The 16,410-nt window shown below is 54.9% G+C and carries 13 protein-coding genes; 6 read left to right on the plus strand and 7 right to left on the minus strand.

Annotation, left to right across the window (positions count from 1 at the left end):
• Positions 1 to 11: 11 nt before the first annotated feature.
• The 5 genes from ACMV5I_RS24760 (at position 12) to ompL (ending at position 7,385) form a co-directional block, all read left to right on the plus strand.
• A complete protein-coding gene (locus ACMV5I_RS24760) occupies positions 12 to 1,358 on the plus strand; it encodes an L-fucose/L-arabinose isomerase family protein (RefSeq protein WP_414825500.1) in 1,347 nt (448 codons plus the stop codon).
• 54 nt (positions 1,359 to 1,412) lie between these two features.
• Positions 1,413 to 3,440: an alpha-glucosidase gene (locus ACMV5I_RS24765; RefSeq protein WP_202728900.1), complete on the plus strand. Its 2,028-nt coding sequence runs from the start codon at positions 1,413 to 1,415 to the stop codon at positions 3,438 to 3,440.
• A gap of 80 nt (positions 3,441 to 3,520) precedes the next feature.
• Positions 3,521 to 4,918, plus strand: coding sequence for an MFS transporter (locus ACMV5I_RS24770; protein WP_414825501.1), 1,398 nt, complete (start codon positions 3,521 to 3,523; stop codon positions 4,916 to 4,918).
• A gap of 206 nt (positions 4,919 to 5,124) precedes the next feature.
• A complete protein-coding gene (locus ACMV5I_RS24775; RefSeq protein WP_414825502.1) occupies positions 5,125 to 6,561 on the plus strand; it encodes an MFS transporter in 1,437 nt (478 codons plus the stop codon).
• Positions 6,562 to 6,704: 143 nt separating this feature from the next.
• Positions 6,705 to 7,385: a porin OmpL gene (gene ompL, locus ACMV5I_RS24780; RefSeq protein ID WP_414825507.1), complete on the plus strand. Its 681-nt coding sequence runs from the start codon at positions 6,705 to 6,707 to the stop codon at positions 7,383 to 7,385.
• A 128-nt stretch (positions 7,386 to 7,513) separates the two neighbouring features.
• Here the strand turns inward: ompL and ACMV5I_RS24785 are convergent, their stop codons facing one another.
• Positions 7,514 to 8,200: a response regulator gene (locus ACMV5I_RS24785; protein ID WP_024484831.1), complete on the minus strand. Its 687-nt coding sequence runs from the start codon at positions 8,198 to 8,200 to the stop codon at positions 7,514 to 7,516.
• A gap of 17 nt (positions 8,201 to 8,217) precedes the next feature.
• Positions 8,218 to 9,810, minus strand: coding sequence for a sensor histidine kinase (locus ACMV5I_RS24790; RefSeq protein ID WP_024484830.1), 1,593 nt, complete (start codon positions 9,808 to 9,810; stop codon positions 8,218 to 8,220).
• A gap of 343 nt (positions 9,811 to 10,153) precedes the next feature.
• Here ACMV5I_RS24790 and ACMV5I_RS24795 point away from each other — a divergent pair, with 343 nt between their 5' ends.
• The gene (locus ACMV5I_RS24795) at positions 10,154 to 11,506 is read left to right on the plus strand and encodes a 2-hydroxycarboxylate transporter family protein (RefSeq protein ID WP_414825503.1); all 1,353 of its coding nucleotides are present in this window, start codon (positions 10,154 to 10,156) and stop codon (positions 11,504 to 11,506) included.
• Between the two features lie 66 nt (positions 11,507 to 11,572).
• On the opposite strand, the gene nrdF is transcribed toward ACMV5I_RS24795, so the two are convergent.
• The 5 genes from nrdF to ACMV5I_RS24820 form a co-directional block, all read right to left on the minus strand.
• Positions 11,573 to 12,532 carry a class 1b ribonucleoside-diphosphate reductase subunit beta gene (nrdF, locus tag ACMV5I_RS24800; RefSeq protein WP_414825504.1) on the minus strand — a complete coding sequence of 320 codons (960 nt, stop codon included), beginning with the start codon at positions 12,530 to 12,532 and terminating at the stop codon, positions 11,573 to 11,575.
• Between the two features lie 8 nt (positions 12,533 to 12,540).
• Entirely contained in the window at positions 12,541 to 14,685 is a 2,145-nt protein-coding gene (gene nrdE / locus ACMV5I_RS24805; protein WP_414825505.1) for a class 1b ribonucleoside-diphosphate reductase subunit alpha, read from the minus strand.
• Positions 14,667 to 15,068, minus strand: a complete 402-nt coding sequence (gene nrdI / locus ACMV5I_RS24810; protein ID WP_202673248.1) for a class Ib ribonucleoside-diphosphate reductase assembly flavoprotein NrdI — start codon at positions 15,066 to 15,068, stop codon at positions 14,667 to 14,669. The genes nrdE and nrdI overlap by 19 nt, the downstream gene beginning before the upstream one ends.
• Before the next feature lie 8 nt (positions 15,069 to 15,076).
• Positions 15,077 to 15,313 (minus strand): glutaredoxin-like protein NrdH, encoded by a 237-nt coding sequence (gene nrdH, locus ACMV5I_RS24815; RefSeq protein ID WP_024484825.1) that lies wholly within the window; start codon positions 15,311 to 15,313, stop codon positions 15,077 to 15,079.
• Between the two features lie 267 nt (positions 15,314 to 15,580).
• The gene (locus tag ACMV5I_RS24820) at positions 15,581 to 16,012 is read right to left on the minus strand and encodes a carboxymuconolactone decarboxylase family protein (RefSeq protein WP_414825506.1); all 432 of its coding nucleotides are present in this window, start codon (positions 16,010 to 16,012) and stop codon (positions 15,581 to 15,583) included.
• Positions 16,013 to 16,410: the final 398 nt, after the last annotated feature.

Consider the following 16,410-nt stretch of genomic DNA (forward strand, 5'->3'; position numbering starts at 1 on the left):
CTGGAAGCAATATGATGAAAAATAAAGCAAAAGTAGGTGTGTTGGCACTTGGCCGCGCGACCTTCGACGTCCCCTACGCGCAAGAGATGCTGGCGCAAGCCTGGCAGACGTTGAGCGGGATGGATATCGAGCTGGTGGGGGAGCCGGTATTGCAGTTTGATGCCGAATCGGCTCTGCAAATACTGCCCGCACTTAAACAGGCCGATCCCGATCTGCTGCTGATCCTGCAAGTGACCTTTACCGATGCTTCCCTCACCACCGAAGTGGTGCGTGATTTCCCGGTGCCCACGGCGATGTGGTCATTCCCGGAGGCCCGTACCGGTGGCCGTTTGCGCCTGAACTCTTTCTGCGGGGTGAATCTGGCTTGCCATGCCCTGAGCCGTGAAGCCATCAACGTGCAAACGCTGCACGGCCTGCCGGACGACAGCCGGGTGATTAACGAATTACAGCAGTTGGCGCAGGCCGCGGCGATCGTTAAGCGCTTCAAACAGGCCAAGGTGATGGTGATTGGTGAACACCCGCTGGGTTTTGACGCCTGTAACTACAACCAGCAGCAGCTGACGCAGCACTTTGGCGTTGAGGTGACTCGCCAGCCGGTGCTGGAGTTTATTGAAGAGGTGAAGGCGCTGCCGGACAGCGTGGCCGATGCGCCTTATGCCCGCCGTGCCAAGGATTTCCCTAACCTGGCAGAGATGGATCAAACGGCCACCCGCAAAACGCTCAAGGTTTACTCTGCCCTGCGTGAAAAAGCGCAGCGTGAAGGTTACACCGGCATTGCCGTGCGCTGCTGGCCGGATTTCTTTACCGATTACGGCTGCGCTGCCTGCGGGGCGTTGGCGTTGATGAACGAAGATAAAGTGCCGTGTGGCTGTGAAGCCGACATGTTTGGCGTGCTCTCTTCGCTGATGGCGCAGTGGGCCTCTGGCAATGCGGCGTTCAATACCGACCTGGTGGATATCGATCCGCAGGATAACAGCGTGGTGTTCTGGCACTGCGGGCAGGCACCGATCGAAATGGCCGATCGCGATGGCCCGGTGCAGGCCACCATCCACTCCAACCGCAAGCTTCCTCTGCTGTCTGAATTTGCTCTGAAACCGGGGCGCATCACGCTATGCCGCATCACTCAGGGCGAGGGCAAGCTACGCCTGATGCTGGCCGGCGGCGAAATGATCAAGGCTCCGCTGGCCTTTTCCGGCACTGCCGGGACCGCGCGCCTGGATGTGGATGCAGACACTTATCGCCAGCGTCTGATTGCGGCGGGTATGGAGCACCACACCTCGCTGGTTTACGGCGAGCACCGTCCGCTGCTGCGTAAAGTGGCCGATCTGCTTGGTTTGGACGTGATTGAACTGACCTGAGCGGGCGACCAACGCTTGGAAAAATACGGCATTTAACCTTTTGGAGAATGGATCATGGCTTCTCAGCAAGGCTTGGAACTCACGCAACACGCAGGTGGATTTACGTTGACCTTTCAGCAGCGGGTGCTGATACAGCACTCGGCTGCAGCTCCGTGCCTGTGGATTGGGCGCGGCAAGGCAGATATCGAGATGTTCCGCGGCAACTTCAGCATTAAAGACCAGCTCAGTGAAAAACTGGCGCTGACCGAAACCCAGATCGTCCCGCAGGGCAAAGGCTGGCTGATCCGCTTTAGCCGGGGCGATGTGGCCCAATGCACGCTGGCAATCACTACCGATGCGCAAGGGCGGTTGGAAATGCAGCTGCGCAACAGCGACGAGCAGAACAACCGCATGTGGCTGCGTCTGGCGGCGCAGCCGGAAGATCACGTTTATGGCTGCGGTGAACAGTTTTCCTACTTCGACCTGCGCGGCAAGCCTTTCCCGTTATGGACCAGTGAGCAGGGGGTTGGCCGTAACAAGCAGACCTACGTTACCTGGCAGGCAGACTGCCAGGAGAACGCCGGTGGTGATTACTACTGGACCTTCTTCCCGCAGCCGACGTTTGTCAGCAGCCAGAAATATTACTGCCACGTAGAAAACAGCTGCTACATGAACTTCGATTTTTCTGCCCCAGAGTTCCATGAGTTGGCGATCTGGCAGGATCAGGCGGTGTTGCGCTTTGACTGCGCCGACAGCTACATCAGCCTGCTGGAAAAGCTGACCGCGTTACTTGGCCGCCAGCCAGAACTGCCGGACTGGGTGTATGACGGCGTCATCCTGGGCATTCAGGGGGGCACCGAAGTCTGCCAACAGAAGCTGGACGTGATGCGTGAGCACGGTGTCAAGGTCAGCGGGATCTGGGCGCAGGACTGGGAAGGACGGCGGATCACCTCTTTTGGCAAACGCCTGATGTGGAACTGGCGCTGGGACAGTGAGCTGTATCCGGAGCTGGATAAACGCATCCCGCAGTGGAAGAAGGAGGGGGTACATTTTCTGGGGTACATCAACCCTTACGTGGCCATCGAGAAAGAGCTGTATGCCGAGGCGGCAGAAAAAGGCTATCTGACCAAGGATTACGATGGTAAAGATTATCAGGTCGAATTTGGCGAGTTTTATGCTGGCGTAGTCGATCTTACCAAGCCCGAAGCCTATGACTGGTACAAGAACGTCATCAAAAAGAACCTGATCGAGTTTGGCCTCGACGGCTGGATGGCGGACTTCGGCGAATATCTGCCGACCGATACCGTTTTGCATAACGGCATCGATGCGGAAATCATGCATAACGCCTGGCCAGCGCTGTGGGCCAAGTGCAACTACGATGCGCTGGAAGAATGCGGCAAGCTGGGCGAGATCCTGTTCTTTATGCGCGCGGGCTATACCGGCAGCCAGAAGTATTCGGTGATGATGTGGGCGGGCGATCAGAACGTGGATTGGAGCCTGGACGACGGCCTGGCTTCGGTGATCCCGGCGGCGCTGTCGTTGGCGATGACTGGCCACGGCCTGCACCACAGCGATATTGGCGGTTACACCACGCTGTTTGAGATGAAACGCAGCAAAGAACTGCTGATGCGCTGGTGCGAGTTCTGCGCTTTTACGCCGATGATGCGTACCCACGAAGGCAACCGCCCGGATGATAACTGGCAGTTCGATCATGACGTGGAAACCATCCGTCAGTTTGCCCGCATGAGCCAGGTATTCACCTCCCTCAAGCCGTATATCAAGCAGGCGGTGGCGCTCAATGCGCAGTCCGGCTTACCGGTGATGCGCCCGCTGTTCCTGCATTATGAAGACGATGCTCACACCTACAGCCTGAAATACCAATACCTGTTTGGCCGTGATCTGCTGGTGGCCCCGGTGCATGAAGAAGGGCGCACCGACTGGACGCTCTACCTGCCGCAGGATAGCTGGATCAACCTGTGGACCGGTGAACGGCATAGCGGAGGGGCCGAGGTGACGATAGCAGCACCAATGGGTCAACCGCCGGTGTTCTATCGGGCGGATAGCGAGTGGGCGGAGTTGTTTGCCTCGCTTCGCACGCTGTAATCACCAACTGTCAGCCGCCCGTTGCCCAACCGGCAAGGGCGGCTATCTCTGGGAATAGGTGTTTTCCAAGGAGAATCACCATGAGTGAAGCTAACCAGGATCCGGTGAAGCTGATATTGCCCCTGCGCGAGAAATTCGCCTATGGCATGGGCGATGTCGGTTCCAACCTGCTGTTGTGTGTCGGCACGCTGTATCTGCTGAAATTCTATACCGACGTGTTGGGTATCCCCGCTGCGTGGGGCGGGCTGATCTTTCTCATCTCGCGTTTCTTTACCGCCTTTACCGACATGGGCACCGGGCTGATGCTCGATTCCCGGCGCAATATTGGCCCCAAAGGCAAGTTCCGGCCGTTTATCCTTTATGCCTCAATGCCGGTGGCGTTACTGGTGGTGGCCAACTTTATAGGCGTTGGCGCCTCGTTTGATGTCACCGTTAAAACAGTGATCGCCACGCTGATCTTTATGGCGTTCGGGCTATTCTTCAGCATGATGAACTGCTCCTACGGCGCGATGGTGCCAGCGATGACCAAAAACCCGCAAGAACGTGCGCAACTGGCTGCCTGGCGGCAGGGGGGGGCGACGGTGGGTCTGTTGTTATGTACCGTAGCGTTTGTGCCGATCCTGTCGCTGTTTGACGGGCGCCCACAGGTGGGTTATCTGGTGGGGGCGGCTATCTTCGCCTTCGTCGGCATGCTGTGCATGTGGTGGTGCTATTCTGGCGTCAAAGAGCGTTATGTCGAGATCCCGAAACCGGGCGCACCCAAGCCGGGTCTGTTGCAGTCCTTCAAGGCGATCGCCGGTAATAAACCGCTGTTTGTGCTGTGCGTGGCCAACCTGTGCACGCTGGCGGGCTTCAACATCAAGCTGGCGATCCAGATTTACTACACCCAATACGTCCTCAACGATATCACCCTGCTGTCCTATATGGGCTTCTTCAGCATGGGCTGCATCCTGCTTGGGGTACTGCTGGTTCCGACGGTGGTGAAACGCTTTGGCAAGAAAAACGTCTATCTGGGCGGCCTGTCGCTGTGGATCCTGGGCGATGCCATGAACTATATGTGGGGCAATACCTCCACGCTGTTTGTGTTGTTCTCCTGTCTGGCGTTCTTCGGGACGGCCTTCGTCAACAGCCTCAACTGGGCGCTGGTATCGGATACCGTGGAATACGGTGAGTGGAAAACCGGCGTGCGTTCGGAAGGCACGGTTTATACCGGTTTTACCTTCTTTCGCAAGGTTTCCCAAGGGCTGGCGGGCTTCTTCCCTGGCGTGATGCTGGCGTATATCGGCTATGTTCCCAACGTGGCGCAGGGGCCTGGCACACTGGAAGGCTTGCGGCAGCTGATCTTCCTCTATCCGTGTGGCCTGGCCGTGCTGACCGCATTGACCATGGGGCTGTTCTATCACCTGACGGAGAAGAACTATCTCAAGATCGTCGGTGAGCTGGAAAAGCGCAAGCGTGTGGTAAGCCCGGCTATGTAAACAGATAAAACCAACCCGTTTATGGCTGATCATTCTTGCAGCAGAAATACCCTATGGATTTCAAGTTGCAGCTAGGCGACAAGCTATCTCATCCCCAGGAGCTTACTTTTGGGTAAGTGACTGGGGTGAGATAGTGCAGGTAACAACGCTGCGGCTTGAAAGACGACGGGTATTTAAGGGTTAAGACAATAATAAGGATCTGCCAGATGGCCAACTCTTTATCCTACCAAGACCCCGTTACGCTGCGGTTGCCGCTGCGCGAAAAGTTTGCCTACGGCATGGGGGACTTCGGTTCCAACCTGATGCTGTGTATCGGTACCCTGTATTTGCTGAAGTTCTATACCGATATTCTGGGGTTGCCCGCCATCTACGGCGGCGTGATCTTTTTGATCGCCAAATTCTTTACCGCCTTCACCGATATGTTGACTGGCGTCCTGCTGGATTCGCGGCGAAATATCGGTGCCAAAGGCAAGTTCAGGCCGTTTATCTTCTATGCCTCGCTACCGGTGGCTTTGCTGGCCGTGGCCAACTTCCTCAATAGCGGGCTCAGCCTGAATACCAAAACCGTCCTGGCTACCGTGCTGTTTATGCTGTTCGGCCTGTTCTACAGCCTGATGAACTGCTCCTATGGAGCGATGGTGCCAGCCATGACCAAAAACCCGCAGGAGCGCGCGCAGCTGGCCGCTTGGCGGCAGGGAGGTGCAACGCTGGGGCTGCTGTTATGCACCGTGGGCTTTGTCCCGATCCAGATGCTGTTTACTTCACGTCCGGAGATGGGCTATCTGGTTGCCGCGGTAGTGTTTGCGACCTGTGGCGTGTTTTGCATGTGGTGGTGCCATGGCGGGGTCAAAGAGCGCTACGTTGACGTGGTACCGGCACATCATAAACCTGGCATCTTCAAATCCTTCCGCGCCATTTTCCAAAACCCGCCATTGCTGGTGCTGTGCATTGCCAACCTGTGTACGCTGGCGGCGTTTAATATCAAGCTGGCGATCCAGGTCTATTACACCCAATACGTGTTGCACGATATCCATTTGCTGTCCTATATGGGTTTTTTCAGCATGGGCTGTATTCTGATTGGCGTGCTGATGGTGCCAGCGGCGGTGAAGCGTTTTGGCAAAAAGCGGGTCTACCTTGGTGGCCTGTTGCTGTGGTGCCTGGGCGATCTGTGTAACTACGCCTGGGGCGACAGCTCGCTCTCTTTCGTAGCGTTCTCCTGCATGGCCTTCTTCGGGACGGCCTTCGTCAACAGCCTGAACTGGGCGCTGGTGCCCGATACCGTTGATTACGGCGAATGGAAAACCGGCATCCGCGCGGAAGGCTCGGTGTATACCGGCTATACCTTTTCACGCAAGATCTCCGCCGCACTAGCCGGATTGTTACCCGGCATTATGCTGACGCAGATCGGCTATATTCCGAATATTGAGCAGTCTGCCTCGGTGCTGAAAGGCCTGCGCGAGTTAATCTTTATTTATCCCTGCGTATTGGCGATGGTTGCCGCCGTCATGATGGGTTTTTTCTATAAGTTAAATGAACAGTTATTTATGCAAATCATCACCGAGATTAATAACAAAAAAGGAAACCGTGACGAACAGGCCGAGCTTCATCCGGCAATCAATACGACAATAATCAAAGAAGTCTAAGCCAGGGCATTACCAATAATAACGCACAGCTGTCATGCCTAACGGCATGGCGGCGGGATTTCTGCATGCTTTTATCAGGATCAATTTCACAAGGAAACTCAACCATGTCTACTCTCTGGGGTTCTAGCAGCAATAAAACCAATATGATACTACTGGTAGCGGCGTTGTTTGCCTCAGCCAGCGCTCAGGCCGGACGTGCCTATCTGGAAACTCGTGAGGCTTATAATACCGCCTCTGAATTAAACGAAATCATCCTGCGCGGCGGCTATAATTTTGATGGTGGAGCCGGTGTGATGGCCACCAACGCCTATAACATTGGCAAGTTTGATCAGCTCAAGCACAGCTATAACGAGCTGGAGGGCTGGTATCCATTGTTCCGGCCAACGGATAAATGGACGGTGTCCCCTGGCGGGTTGGTCAACTCGAGCAGTGCGGGATCCGGCGGTGCCATCTACCTGGACAACAACTATAAATTCCTGCCGTTTTTCAACCTGACCGTGCGTTATCGCTATAACCATAATAACTATGATTCCATCGATTTTAACGGCAACCCGGCGCGTAATGATACCCATGAAATTGCCAACTACTGGAACTTTAAGCTCAGCGATGAGTTAAATTATACCTTCGAGCCACATTACTTTATCCGGGTAAACGACTTTAACAGCAAAAATGGCAAGAGCCACCATTGGGAGATCACCAATAAGTTCAGCTATAAAATTGATACCCATTGGATGCCCTATCTGGAGCTGCAATGGCTGGATCGCTGGAACGATTATAATAAGGAGCAGTATCGTATCCGCGTAGGGCTGCGGTATACCTTTTAAGCCACACGAATAAAAAACCCGGCCAAGTCTTGGCCGGGTAAAAAGAGCTGAATGTAACATTGATGCCGATATCGAAGGGGATATCTAGGAGCCAGCATAGCCCCGCAATGTGACAGGCAGATGTCAGCCTACGCCTTGCGGTATAAACGACGCGGATGACCGATATTACCGTAGAGCATTTCAACGTGCACAAACTGGGTTGCTACGCAGTATTCCAGATAGCGGCGTGCGGTGGTTTTGCTAATGCCAGCGTGTGACACCACGTCTTCCACCGCGTGGGCTACCTCCGGCTGCTCGATGAACAACGCCTGCACCAACTCCAGGGTGATGGTTTCAATCCCTTTGGCGCTGGGCTCGTTGGAAAACTGCTTGGACTGCAGGTTATACAACGCATCGACGCTGCTCTGGTCGATGACCTTGAAGGTGCGCTGGGTCTGCACAAACTGCATAAAGCGTTCCAGTGAATTGCGCAGCCGCTTATAGGATACCGGTTTGATGATGTAGTCGAAGGCCCCGTTGCGGATCGCCTGGCTACAGGTATTCATGTCGCTGGCGGCGGTGATAAAAATCACCGAGCAACCGGGCTTTTTCACCGCGGCTTCTTCCATTAGTGCAATCCCCTGGCCGTCTGGCAGAAAGTTGTCCAGCAGGATCAGTCGGGGCTGGTGAGCATTCACTTTTGCTCTGGCTTCCGCCAGGGTAGCGGCATAGGCCACCACCCGCAGGTTGAAATTTTTCTCAAGAAATTCGGCGTGTAGCGTGGCCAGTTGCGGCTCGTCTTCCACGATCAGAACGTCCAGTGTCTCAGGTTGCATAGGTCGGATCCGGGTGCTTAAGCTTTGGGGATAAACAGCGAGAAAATGGCGCCGTGCGGATCGTTGTCCGACACTTCGATGCTGCCATGCGCCTGAGCGACGTGGCTAGCCACCAGGTGCAGGCCGATACCGTGGTCGCCCTTATCTTTGGTTGTCACGCCTTGTTCAAACAGCGTATCACGAACCTGCGGTGCAATCCCGGTGCCGCGATCGGCAACTTCGATCACCAGCTCGTTGCTGCTGTCATTGATATAGAGTTCTACCGCTTCGTGCGGTGCTGCGCATTGCAGCGTAGCATCGAACGCGTTATCCAGCAGGTTGCCAATAATCGACATCAGCTCGGTTTCATTCAGCGCGGCGGGGATTTGGCGCAGTTGGCAAGCGGGATCGAAACGGAGCTCGATGCCTTTTTCTCGCGCGCTGGAGTATTTGCCCAACAGCAGGCCACACAACGCGGCGGAGCTGAAGCGCTGGGAAATAAAATCGAGGATCTCCTGTGCGCCTTCCGACTGGGCTTCCACATAGCGGATAGCTTCGTCATAACGTTGCATATGCAGTAATCCGGCGAGCGTGGCTGTCCAGTTCAGCTGTTCGTGGCGCATGATGCGCAGGTTATCGGCATAGCGTTTTACCTGGCTAAGCTGGCTGCTGAGGGTGTTGATGTCGTTCTTGTCGCGGAAACTGATCACCCAGCCCTGTAGCTCCTCTTCCTGCATGATCCGCACCCGGCTGGCAATCACTCGCACATGGTTGAAACGGCACACCTCATCATGGGTGTCGTGCCCCAGTTGCGCTGCGGCAAAGAAATCGGGCTGCGACTGGATGATCTCACCGATGTGCTGGCCCAACAGATTATTGGCCGGTTGACGCAGATCCAGCAGCTCACGCGCGGCGTGGTTAATCGTGATGATGCGCAGTTGCGGATCTATGGCGATCACCCCTTCATAGATGGCTTCCAGCAGGGCTTTTTGCTGGCGCACCAGCAGCGCGATCTCTTTCGGCTCTAATGAAAACATCTGGCGTTTCAGGTTCTTCGATAACAGCCAGGAAAAGATAAACAGCGCCATCAATAGCAAGACGATCGAGGCCACGATCTGGGTCAGCGTATGGGCATTTAAACTGTCGATATGGGATTTAAGATAACCGACGGAAACAATACCGATCACCTGGTTATTGTCATCGACAATCGGTGCCTTGCTGCGTAATGAAATACCGATCCCCCCATTGCGGATCGAGATAATACTTTTGCCTTCCAGCACTTCTTTATTATCACCCCCGACCATGGGGGTTCCCAAACGATCGGCATGTTCGGAATGGTAAAGGTGCATGGTATGGCTATCGCCGATCACAATATAGCTGGCATCGCTGCTGGCGCGGATTTTTTTCATCAGCGCAGCAATGTATTGCGTGTCGTTATTTTCAACTGCGGTGACTAGGGAGGGGATCAGCGCAATCTCACGTGCCTGCACTTGGGCACGGGCACCCAGGTCCCGGTGCAACTGCGCATCCAGTTTGTAGTAAGTGTAACCCCCGATCAGCGTCAGCAACACGCAGGAAAAGGCGACCAGGCACAGGAACAGTTTGATATGAAAAGAGAGTTTGATGTGCATGGTTTGCCGCGGATCCTGGTGTCTGTTTGGGTGACTACCCTATCATGAGTCGCCCTTGAAGTAATATTGCCCAAGATCAAGTTGTGAGCATCGGCACGGCTTTATTGTAAGGAGGAATATTTCACAGCGGCGTAGTGAACACTGAACGTGCGATAAAATCAGTAAAACTTAAAATAAGCCTATTATTAACGCCATTAACTCCACGGGTTATTTTACATAAAGGGTATTAACACCATAGAAACCATAACCCCCATTAAAAACCCTTTTTTATTTTGAACAAAATCACAGCGGTGACTCCAAGCGTTTCTCTATGATGGCCGAACAAACAATAAGAGGCCAGATTATGAGCACAACCGATGATTCCTACCTCGTTGCCAAAGATAAAACTGCCGATATTCCGCTGCGTGAGAAGTGGTGGCATATTCTGGATAATTACAAAATAGGGATTATACCGCTGCCATTCTTCGTGCTGGCCGGAGTGCTGATCCTGCTCGATTGCCTGGCAGGGAAATTACCCAGCGATATCGTGGTGATGGTGGCAACCCTGGCGTTCTTTGGCTTTGCCTGCGGTGAGTTTGGCAAGCGACTGCCGCTGGTGGGGAAAATGGGGGCTGCCGCCATCTGCGCCACCTTTATTCCCTCCGCACTGGTGCACTATGGTTTGCTGCCGGACGTGGTGGTTGAATCCACCACCAAATTCTACAAGTCGACCAATATTCTTTATCTCTACATCTGCTGCATCATCGTCGGCAGCATTATGAGCATGAACCGCCAGGTGCTGATCCAGGGCTTCCTGCGTATCTTTGTGCCGATGTTGTGCGGTGAAGTGGCCGGTATGCTGGTCGGGATGGCGGTGGGCATGGCGTTGGGCCTGGATCCGTTCCAGATCTTCTTCTTCCTGATCCTGCCGATCATGGCCGGGGGCGTGGGGGAAGGGGCGATCCCATTATCGATGGGCTATGCCGCCATTTTGCATATGGAGCAGGGCGTGGCCTTGGGGCGTATCCTGCCGATCGTAATGTTGGGCAGCCTGACGGCGATCGTGATTGCTGGCCTGCTGAACCAATTGGGGAAACGCTATCCACATCTTACCGGCGAAGGTAGCCTGATGCCGAGCAAGCAGGGCGATAGCGAGGTCGCAGCAACGGAGAAACTGAGCGGTAACGTGGATGTCGCTACTATCGCCTGCGGCGCGCTGCTGGCCATCCTGCTGTATATGGTGGGCATGTTGTTACACCGGCTGATCGGCTTGCCGGCCCCGGTGGGGATGCTGTTTGCCGCAGTGGCGGTGAAGCTGGCACACGGCGTTTCGCCACGCATTCAGCAAGGATCGCAGGTGGTGTATAAATTCTTCCGCACTGCCGTCACCTACCCGATCCTGTTTGCCGTGGGCGTAGCCATCACGCCGTGGCAAGAGCTGGTGGATGCCTTCACCGTGCAGAACCTGATTGTGATCGTTGTCACGGTAAGCACGCTGGTGGCCACTGGTTTCCTGGTTGGCAAGAAGATTGGTATGCATCCGATCGACGTGGCCATTGTTTCCTGCTGCCAGAGCGGGCAAGGCGGAACCGGTGACGTGGCGATCCTGACGGCGGGCAACCGGATGTCGCTGATGCCCTTTGCCCAGATCGCAACGCGCATCGGCGGGGCGATCAACGTTTCGCTGTCGCTGCTGGTGCTGTCGCATTTCTATTGAGTAGTGTGTTGCCGATTTGCCCCGCGAGGATGCGGGGCTTTTTTTATGCTAGATGGAGTCAGGCATTTAGAACGCCCAGTCCTCATCCTCGGTATTCACCGCTTTGCCCATTACGTAGGAAGAGCCGGAGCCGGAGAAGAAATCGTGGTTCTCATCGGCGTTAGGGGACAGCGCCGACAGGATCGCCGGATCCACTTGTGCCATTGCGGGTGGGAACAGCGCCTCGTAGCCCAGATTCATCAGCGCCTTGTTGGCGTTATAGTGCAGGAAGGTTTTGACCTCTTCCGTCCAGCCCACCCCGTCGTAGAGCTCTTCGGTATAACGCACCTCGTTGTCGTACAGATCCTGCAACAAATCAAAGGCAAAGTTCTTCACCTGCTTGCGGCGGGCCGGGCTGGCCTGTTCAAGGCCTTTCTGGAACTTGTAACCGATATAGTAGCCATGCACTGCCTCATCGCGAATGATCAGGCGGATCAGATCGGCGGTGTTGGTCAGCTTGGCCCGGCTCGACCAGTACATGGGCAGGTAAAAGCCGGAATAGAACAGGAACGACTCCAGAAACACGCTGGCGACCTTTTTCAACAGCGGATCGTCGCTGCGATAGTGCGCCAGAATAATGCTGGCTTTTTTCTGCAGCGTGGCGTTTTCCTCACTCCAACGGTAAGCCTCATCGACATCCCGGGTTTGGCACAGGGTGGAGAATATCGAGCTATAGGAACGGGCGTGTACCGCCTCCATAAAGCTGATGTTGGAATACACCGCCTCTTCGTGCGGGGTGATGGAATCGGCGATCAGCGCCGGAGCGCCAACGGTATTCTGGATGGTATCCAGCAGCGTCAGCCCGGTAAATACGCGGATGGTAAGCTGTTGCTCCTTGGCGCTCAGGGTGGCCCAGGACGGAATATCGTTCGACAGCGGCACCTTTTCCGGCAGCCAGAAGTTGCTGGTCAGGCGGTTCCATACCTCCAGATCCTTGTCGTCATCAATCTTGTTCCAGTTGATGGCCTGCACTCGTCGCATTGTCATAATTTTCCTCACAGCGCGCAGGACACGCAGCCCTGCACCTCAGTCCCTTCCAACGCCATCTGGCGCAGGCGGATGTAATAAATGGTCTTGATACCTTTACGCCAGGCGTAGATTTGCGCGCGGTTAATATCGCGGGTGGTGGCGGTATCGCGGAAGAACAGCGTCAGCGACAGCCCCTGATCCACATGCTGTGTGGCGGCGGCGTAGGTATCGATGATCTTTTCCGGGCCAATTTCGTAGGCGTCCTGGTAATACTCCAGGTTGTCGTTGGTCATGTAAGGGGCAGGGTAATAGACCCGACCAATCTTGCCCTCCTTGCGGATCTCGATGCGTGAGACGATCGGATGGATGCTGGAGGTCGAGTTATTGATGTAGGAGATGGAGCCGGTAGGCGGCACCGCCTGCAGGTTCTGGTTATACAGCCCGTGCATCATCACCGCAGCGCGCAATGCCAACCATTCCTCACGCCCAGGTATGGCGATCTTGGCGTTGGCGAACAGCTCACGCACCCGCGCGGTTTTTGGCTGCCACGCCTGCTCGATGTATTTGCTGAAATACTCTCCGCTGGCGTAGGTGGAGTCCTCGAAACCGGTAAAACTGCTGCCGCGAGCTATTGCCAGCCGGTTGGAGGCGAGCAGGGCGTGGTAGGTCACGGTGTAGAAATAGATATTGGTGAAATCGATCCCTTCGTCCGAACCGTAGAAGATGCGTTCGCGCGCCAGATAGCCGTGCAGATTCATCTGGCCGAGGCCGATGGCATGGGAGGCCTGATTTCCGGCGGCGATAGATGGCACCGAGCCGATATCGCTCATATCCGCTACCGCCGTCAGCCCGTAGATCGCGGTTTCCACCGCCTTGCCGAAATCGGGGGCATCCATGACTTTGGCAATGTTCAGCGAACCCAGGTTGCAGGAGATATCTTTGCCGATCTCGGCATAGCTCAGATCCTGATGATAACGGCTGGCGCTGTTGACCTGTAGGATCTCTGAGCACAGGTTGCTCATATTAATGCGCCCGGCGATCGGATTGCTGCGGTTGACCGTATCTTCAAACATCATGTACGGATAACCGGATTCGAACTGGATCTCCGCCAGCAGTTGGAAAAACTCACGGGCGTTGATGCGGGATTTGCGGATGCGCTTGTCATCCACCATCTCACGGTATTTTTCGCTGACGCTAATCTCAGACAGCGGCACGCCATACACCTGCTGCACGTCATAAGGAGAGAACAGGTACATCTCTTCGTTATTCTTTGCCAATTCGAAGGTGATATCCGGGATCACCACCCCCAGCGACAGGGTTTTAATGCGGATTTTTTCGTCGGCATTTTCCCGCTTGGTATCCAGGAAGCGCAGAATATCGGGGTGATGAGCGTGCAGATACACCGCCCCGGCCCCTTGGCGTGCCCCCAGCTGATTGGCGTAAGAAAAGGCATCTTCCAGCATTTTCATTATCGGGATCACCCCGGAAGACTGGTTCTCAATGCGCTTGATTGGCGCACCAACCTCGCGGATATTGCTCAGCAGAAAGGCCACACCGCCGCCGCGTTTGGAGAGTTGCAGCGCCGAATTCACCGCGCGGCCAATCGACTCCATATTGTCTTCAATACGCAGCAGGAAGCAGGAAACCAGCTCGCCACGCTGCTGTTTGCCGCAGTTGAGGAAGGTGGGCGTCGCGGGTTGGAAGCGCCCGGAGATGATCTCTTCCACCAGATCCTGCGCCAGAGCGGTATCACCCACTGCCAGCCGCAACGCCACCATGCACACCCGGTCTTCATAGCGTTCCAGATAGCGCTGGCCATCGAAGGTTTTCAGCGTATAGCTGGTGTAATACTTGAAGGCGCCGAGGAAGGTCTCGAAGCGGAATTTCTTGGCATAAGCCTGTTGGAACAGCTGCTTGATAAAGGCGAACTCATACTGCTCCAGCACCGTCGCTTCGTAATATCCCTCATCCACCAGATAGCGCAATTTTTCCGCCAGATTGTGGAAGAACACGGTGTTTTGGTTCACGTGCTGCAAAAAGTATTGCCTGGCGGCCAGCCGATCCTTATCGAACTGGATGCGCCCTTCGGCGTCGTAAAGGTTGAGCATCGCGTTGAGCGAATGGTAATCCAGCGTGGCGCTGGCGGGCCTGGTCAGTTCTGTCGTTGCCAAAATGCGGTGACTCCCTGTTGAACGATAGCGACGTCTTGTGTAGTGCCGAGTAGCTCAAAACGATAAAGCACCGGTACCTGGCATTTTTTGGCGATGATGTCACCGGCGATGCCATACGCTGCGCCGAAATTGGTGTTACCTGCGGCAATCACACCACGCAGGTAACCGCGATTTTGCGGATCATTGAGAAAACGGATCACCTGGATCGGTACGGCACCGACGCTGCTGCCGCCGCCGTAACTGGGCACGATCAGGATATAAGGCTGCTCCATCAGTACTTTTTTACTGCCAGCGATCGGGATGCGTATCGCTGGCAGTGCCAGCTTCTCAACGAATCTGTGGGTGTTCTCCGAACTGCTGGAGAAGTAGACCAGCGGATCCATGGCACACCTCAGGAGGTTAGGGCGTTGGCTAACGCGCCGATCTTGTCCGGGCGGAAACCAGACCAGTGATCGTCACCGGCAATAATCACCGGAACCTGCTGATAGCCCAGTGATTTAACGTGGTTCAGCGCTTGCTGATCCTGGGTCAGATCGACCACGCGATAGTCGATCCCTTGTCTATCCAGGGCACGGTAGGTGGCATTGCACTGGACACAATCTGGTTTAGTGTAAATAATAATACTCATGATTCGCATTTACCTTTTGTGTTGAAGGAAAGGCGGATAAGTCAGAAAGTTGAGCATGATAGGGCGTTTCTGACGGCGTCACCAACCCAAGCGTTTCCCCCTGTGTTGATGAATGAATACTATATGTTGATGTTTATATTATCAACATCACTATATGTGGTGTTTTTCGGTTTTTGGTGCGCAGGCCGCGCCGAGGCTGGAAAAGCGGTGGGGAAATATTTTTTTGCGATGCGGATCGAGCAGGCCGGGTTGCCCCGGCCAGCAAAATTACTGCCGCATGCTGACTGCCAGGCGGTTAAAGGCGTTCATAATGCTGATGGCAAAGGTCAGGTCGCTGATTTCGGCATCGCTGAAATGGGCTTTCAGGGCGTCAAAGGCGCTGTCCGGTGCGCCGGTTGCCGCAATCAGGGTGACCGCTTCGGCCCATTCCAACGCGGCACGTTCTGCCTCGCTGAATTCATGGCTGGCGCGCCAGCCGGCCAGCGTATCCAGCTTGGCGTGGCTCGCTCCCCCTGCACGCAGCGCCTTGCCGTGCATATCCAGGCAGAAAGCGCAGCCGTTGATCTGCGAAACGCGCATAAACATCAGCTCAATGATCGCTTTATCCAGCGGGCCTTTCTCTAACCCGCCCAATGCGCTCACCATGGCTTTATAAGGGGCCGGTGACAGTTCGGCGTACTGCAAACGTTGCTTGATCATGTTCAAACCTCGGATTAATGACGTAACCAATGTATGGCGCTACTTTAGCCGCGATATGGTCTATGCTATAGAGCCATAAAATGATTATTTAACCAGGCCATGACACGTAGTGCTCATCAATTCAGACGGCCCATTTTCCCCTCACCCCAACCCTCTCCCAATGTACGGTTCGAGGTTCGTCACGAACACTTGTGTGGGGAGAGGGAGCCAGTCCGGAGTCGCCGTTGGGCGCAGGTGGTCATTTGTGGCACGGTATGTCCCCTCTCCCTGTGCTGTCTCTTATACACAACTCGGCATCTTACTGTTTTTTATGGGAATTATTTCAAGCGAATCAATAGGGCACTCGGAAAAATTCTCTTTAAAATCAGCCTGCTATGTTTCTCAAATTACGGCCATTT

The organism is Serratia sp. T13T92 (assembly GCF_047530105.1).
In the GTDB taxonomy this organism is placed as follows: Bacteria; Pseudomonadota; Gammaproteobacteria; order Enterobacterales; family Enterobacteriaceae; genus Chania; species Chania fonticola.

Excerpts from the sequence above, each read along its gene's own strand:
- nrdI (WP_202673248.1), bottom strand. The coding sequence starts at position 15,068 with ATGGATCCGCTGGTCTACTTCTCCAGCAGTTCGGAGAACACCCACAGA.
- ompL (WP_414825507.1), top strand. The coding sequence starts at position 6,705 with ATGATACTACTGGTAGCGGCGTTGTTTGCCTCAGCCAGCGCTCAGGCC.
- ACMV5I_RS24775 (WP_414825502.1), top strand. The coding sequence starts at position 5,125 with ATGGCCAACTCTTTATCCTACCAAGACCCCGTTACGCTGCGGTTGCCG.
- ACMV5I_RS24770 (WP_414825501.1), top strand. The coding sequence starts at position 3,521 with ATGAGTGAAGCTAACCAGGATCCGGTGAAGCTGATATTGCCCCTGCGC.
- ACMV5I_RS24760 (WP_414825500.1), top strand. The coding sequence starts at position 12 with ATGATGAAAAATAAAGCAAAAGTAGGTGTGTTGGCACTTGGCCGCGCG.
- nrdH (WP_024484825.1), bottom strand. The coding sequence starts at position 15,313 with ATGAGTATTATTATTTACACTAAACCAGATTGTGTCCAGTGCAATGCC.
- ACMV5I_RS24785 (WP_024484831.1), bottom strand. The coding sequence starts at position 8,200 with ATGCAACCTGAGACACTGGACGTTCTGATCGTGGAAGACGAGCCGCAA.
- ACMV5I_RS24790 (WP_024484830.1), bottom strand. The coding sequence starts at position 9,810 with ATGCACATCAAACTCTCTTTTCATATCAAACTGTTCCTGTGCCTGGTC.
- ACMV5I_RS24765 (WP_202728900.1), top strand. The coding sequence starts at position 1,413 with ATGGCTTCTCAGCAAGGCTTGGAACTCACGCAACACGCAGGTGGATTT.
- ACMV5I_RS24820 (WP_414825506.1), bottom strand. The coding sequence starts at position 16,012 with ATGATCAAGCAACGTTTGCAGTACGCCGAACTGTCACCGGCCCCTTAT.
- ACMV5I_RS24795 (WP_414825503.1), top strand. The coding sequence starts at position 10,154 with ATGAGCACAACCGATGATTCCTACCTCGTTGCCAAAGATAAAACTGCC.
- nrdF (WP_414825504.1), bottom strand. The coding sequence starts at position 12,532 with ATGACAATGCGACGAGTGCAGGCCATCAACTGGAACAAGATTGATGAC.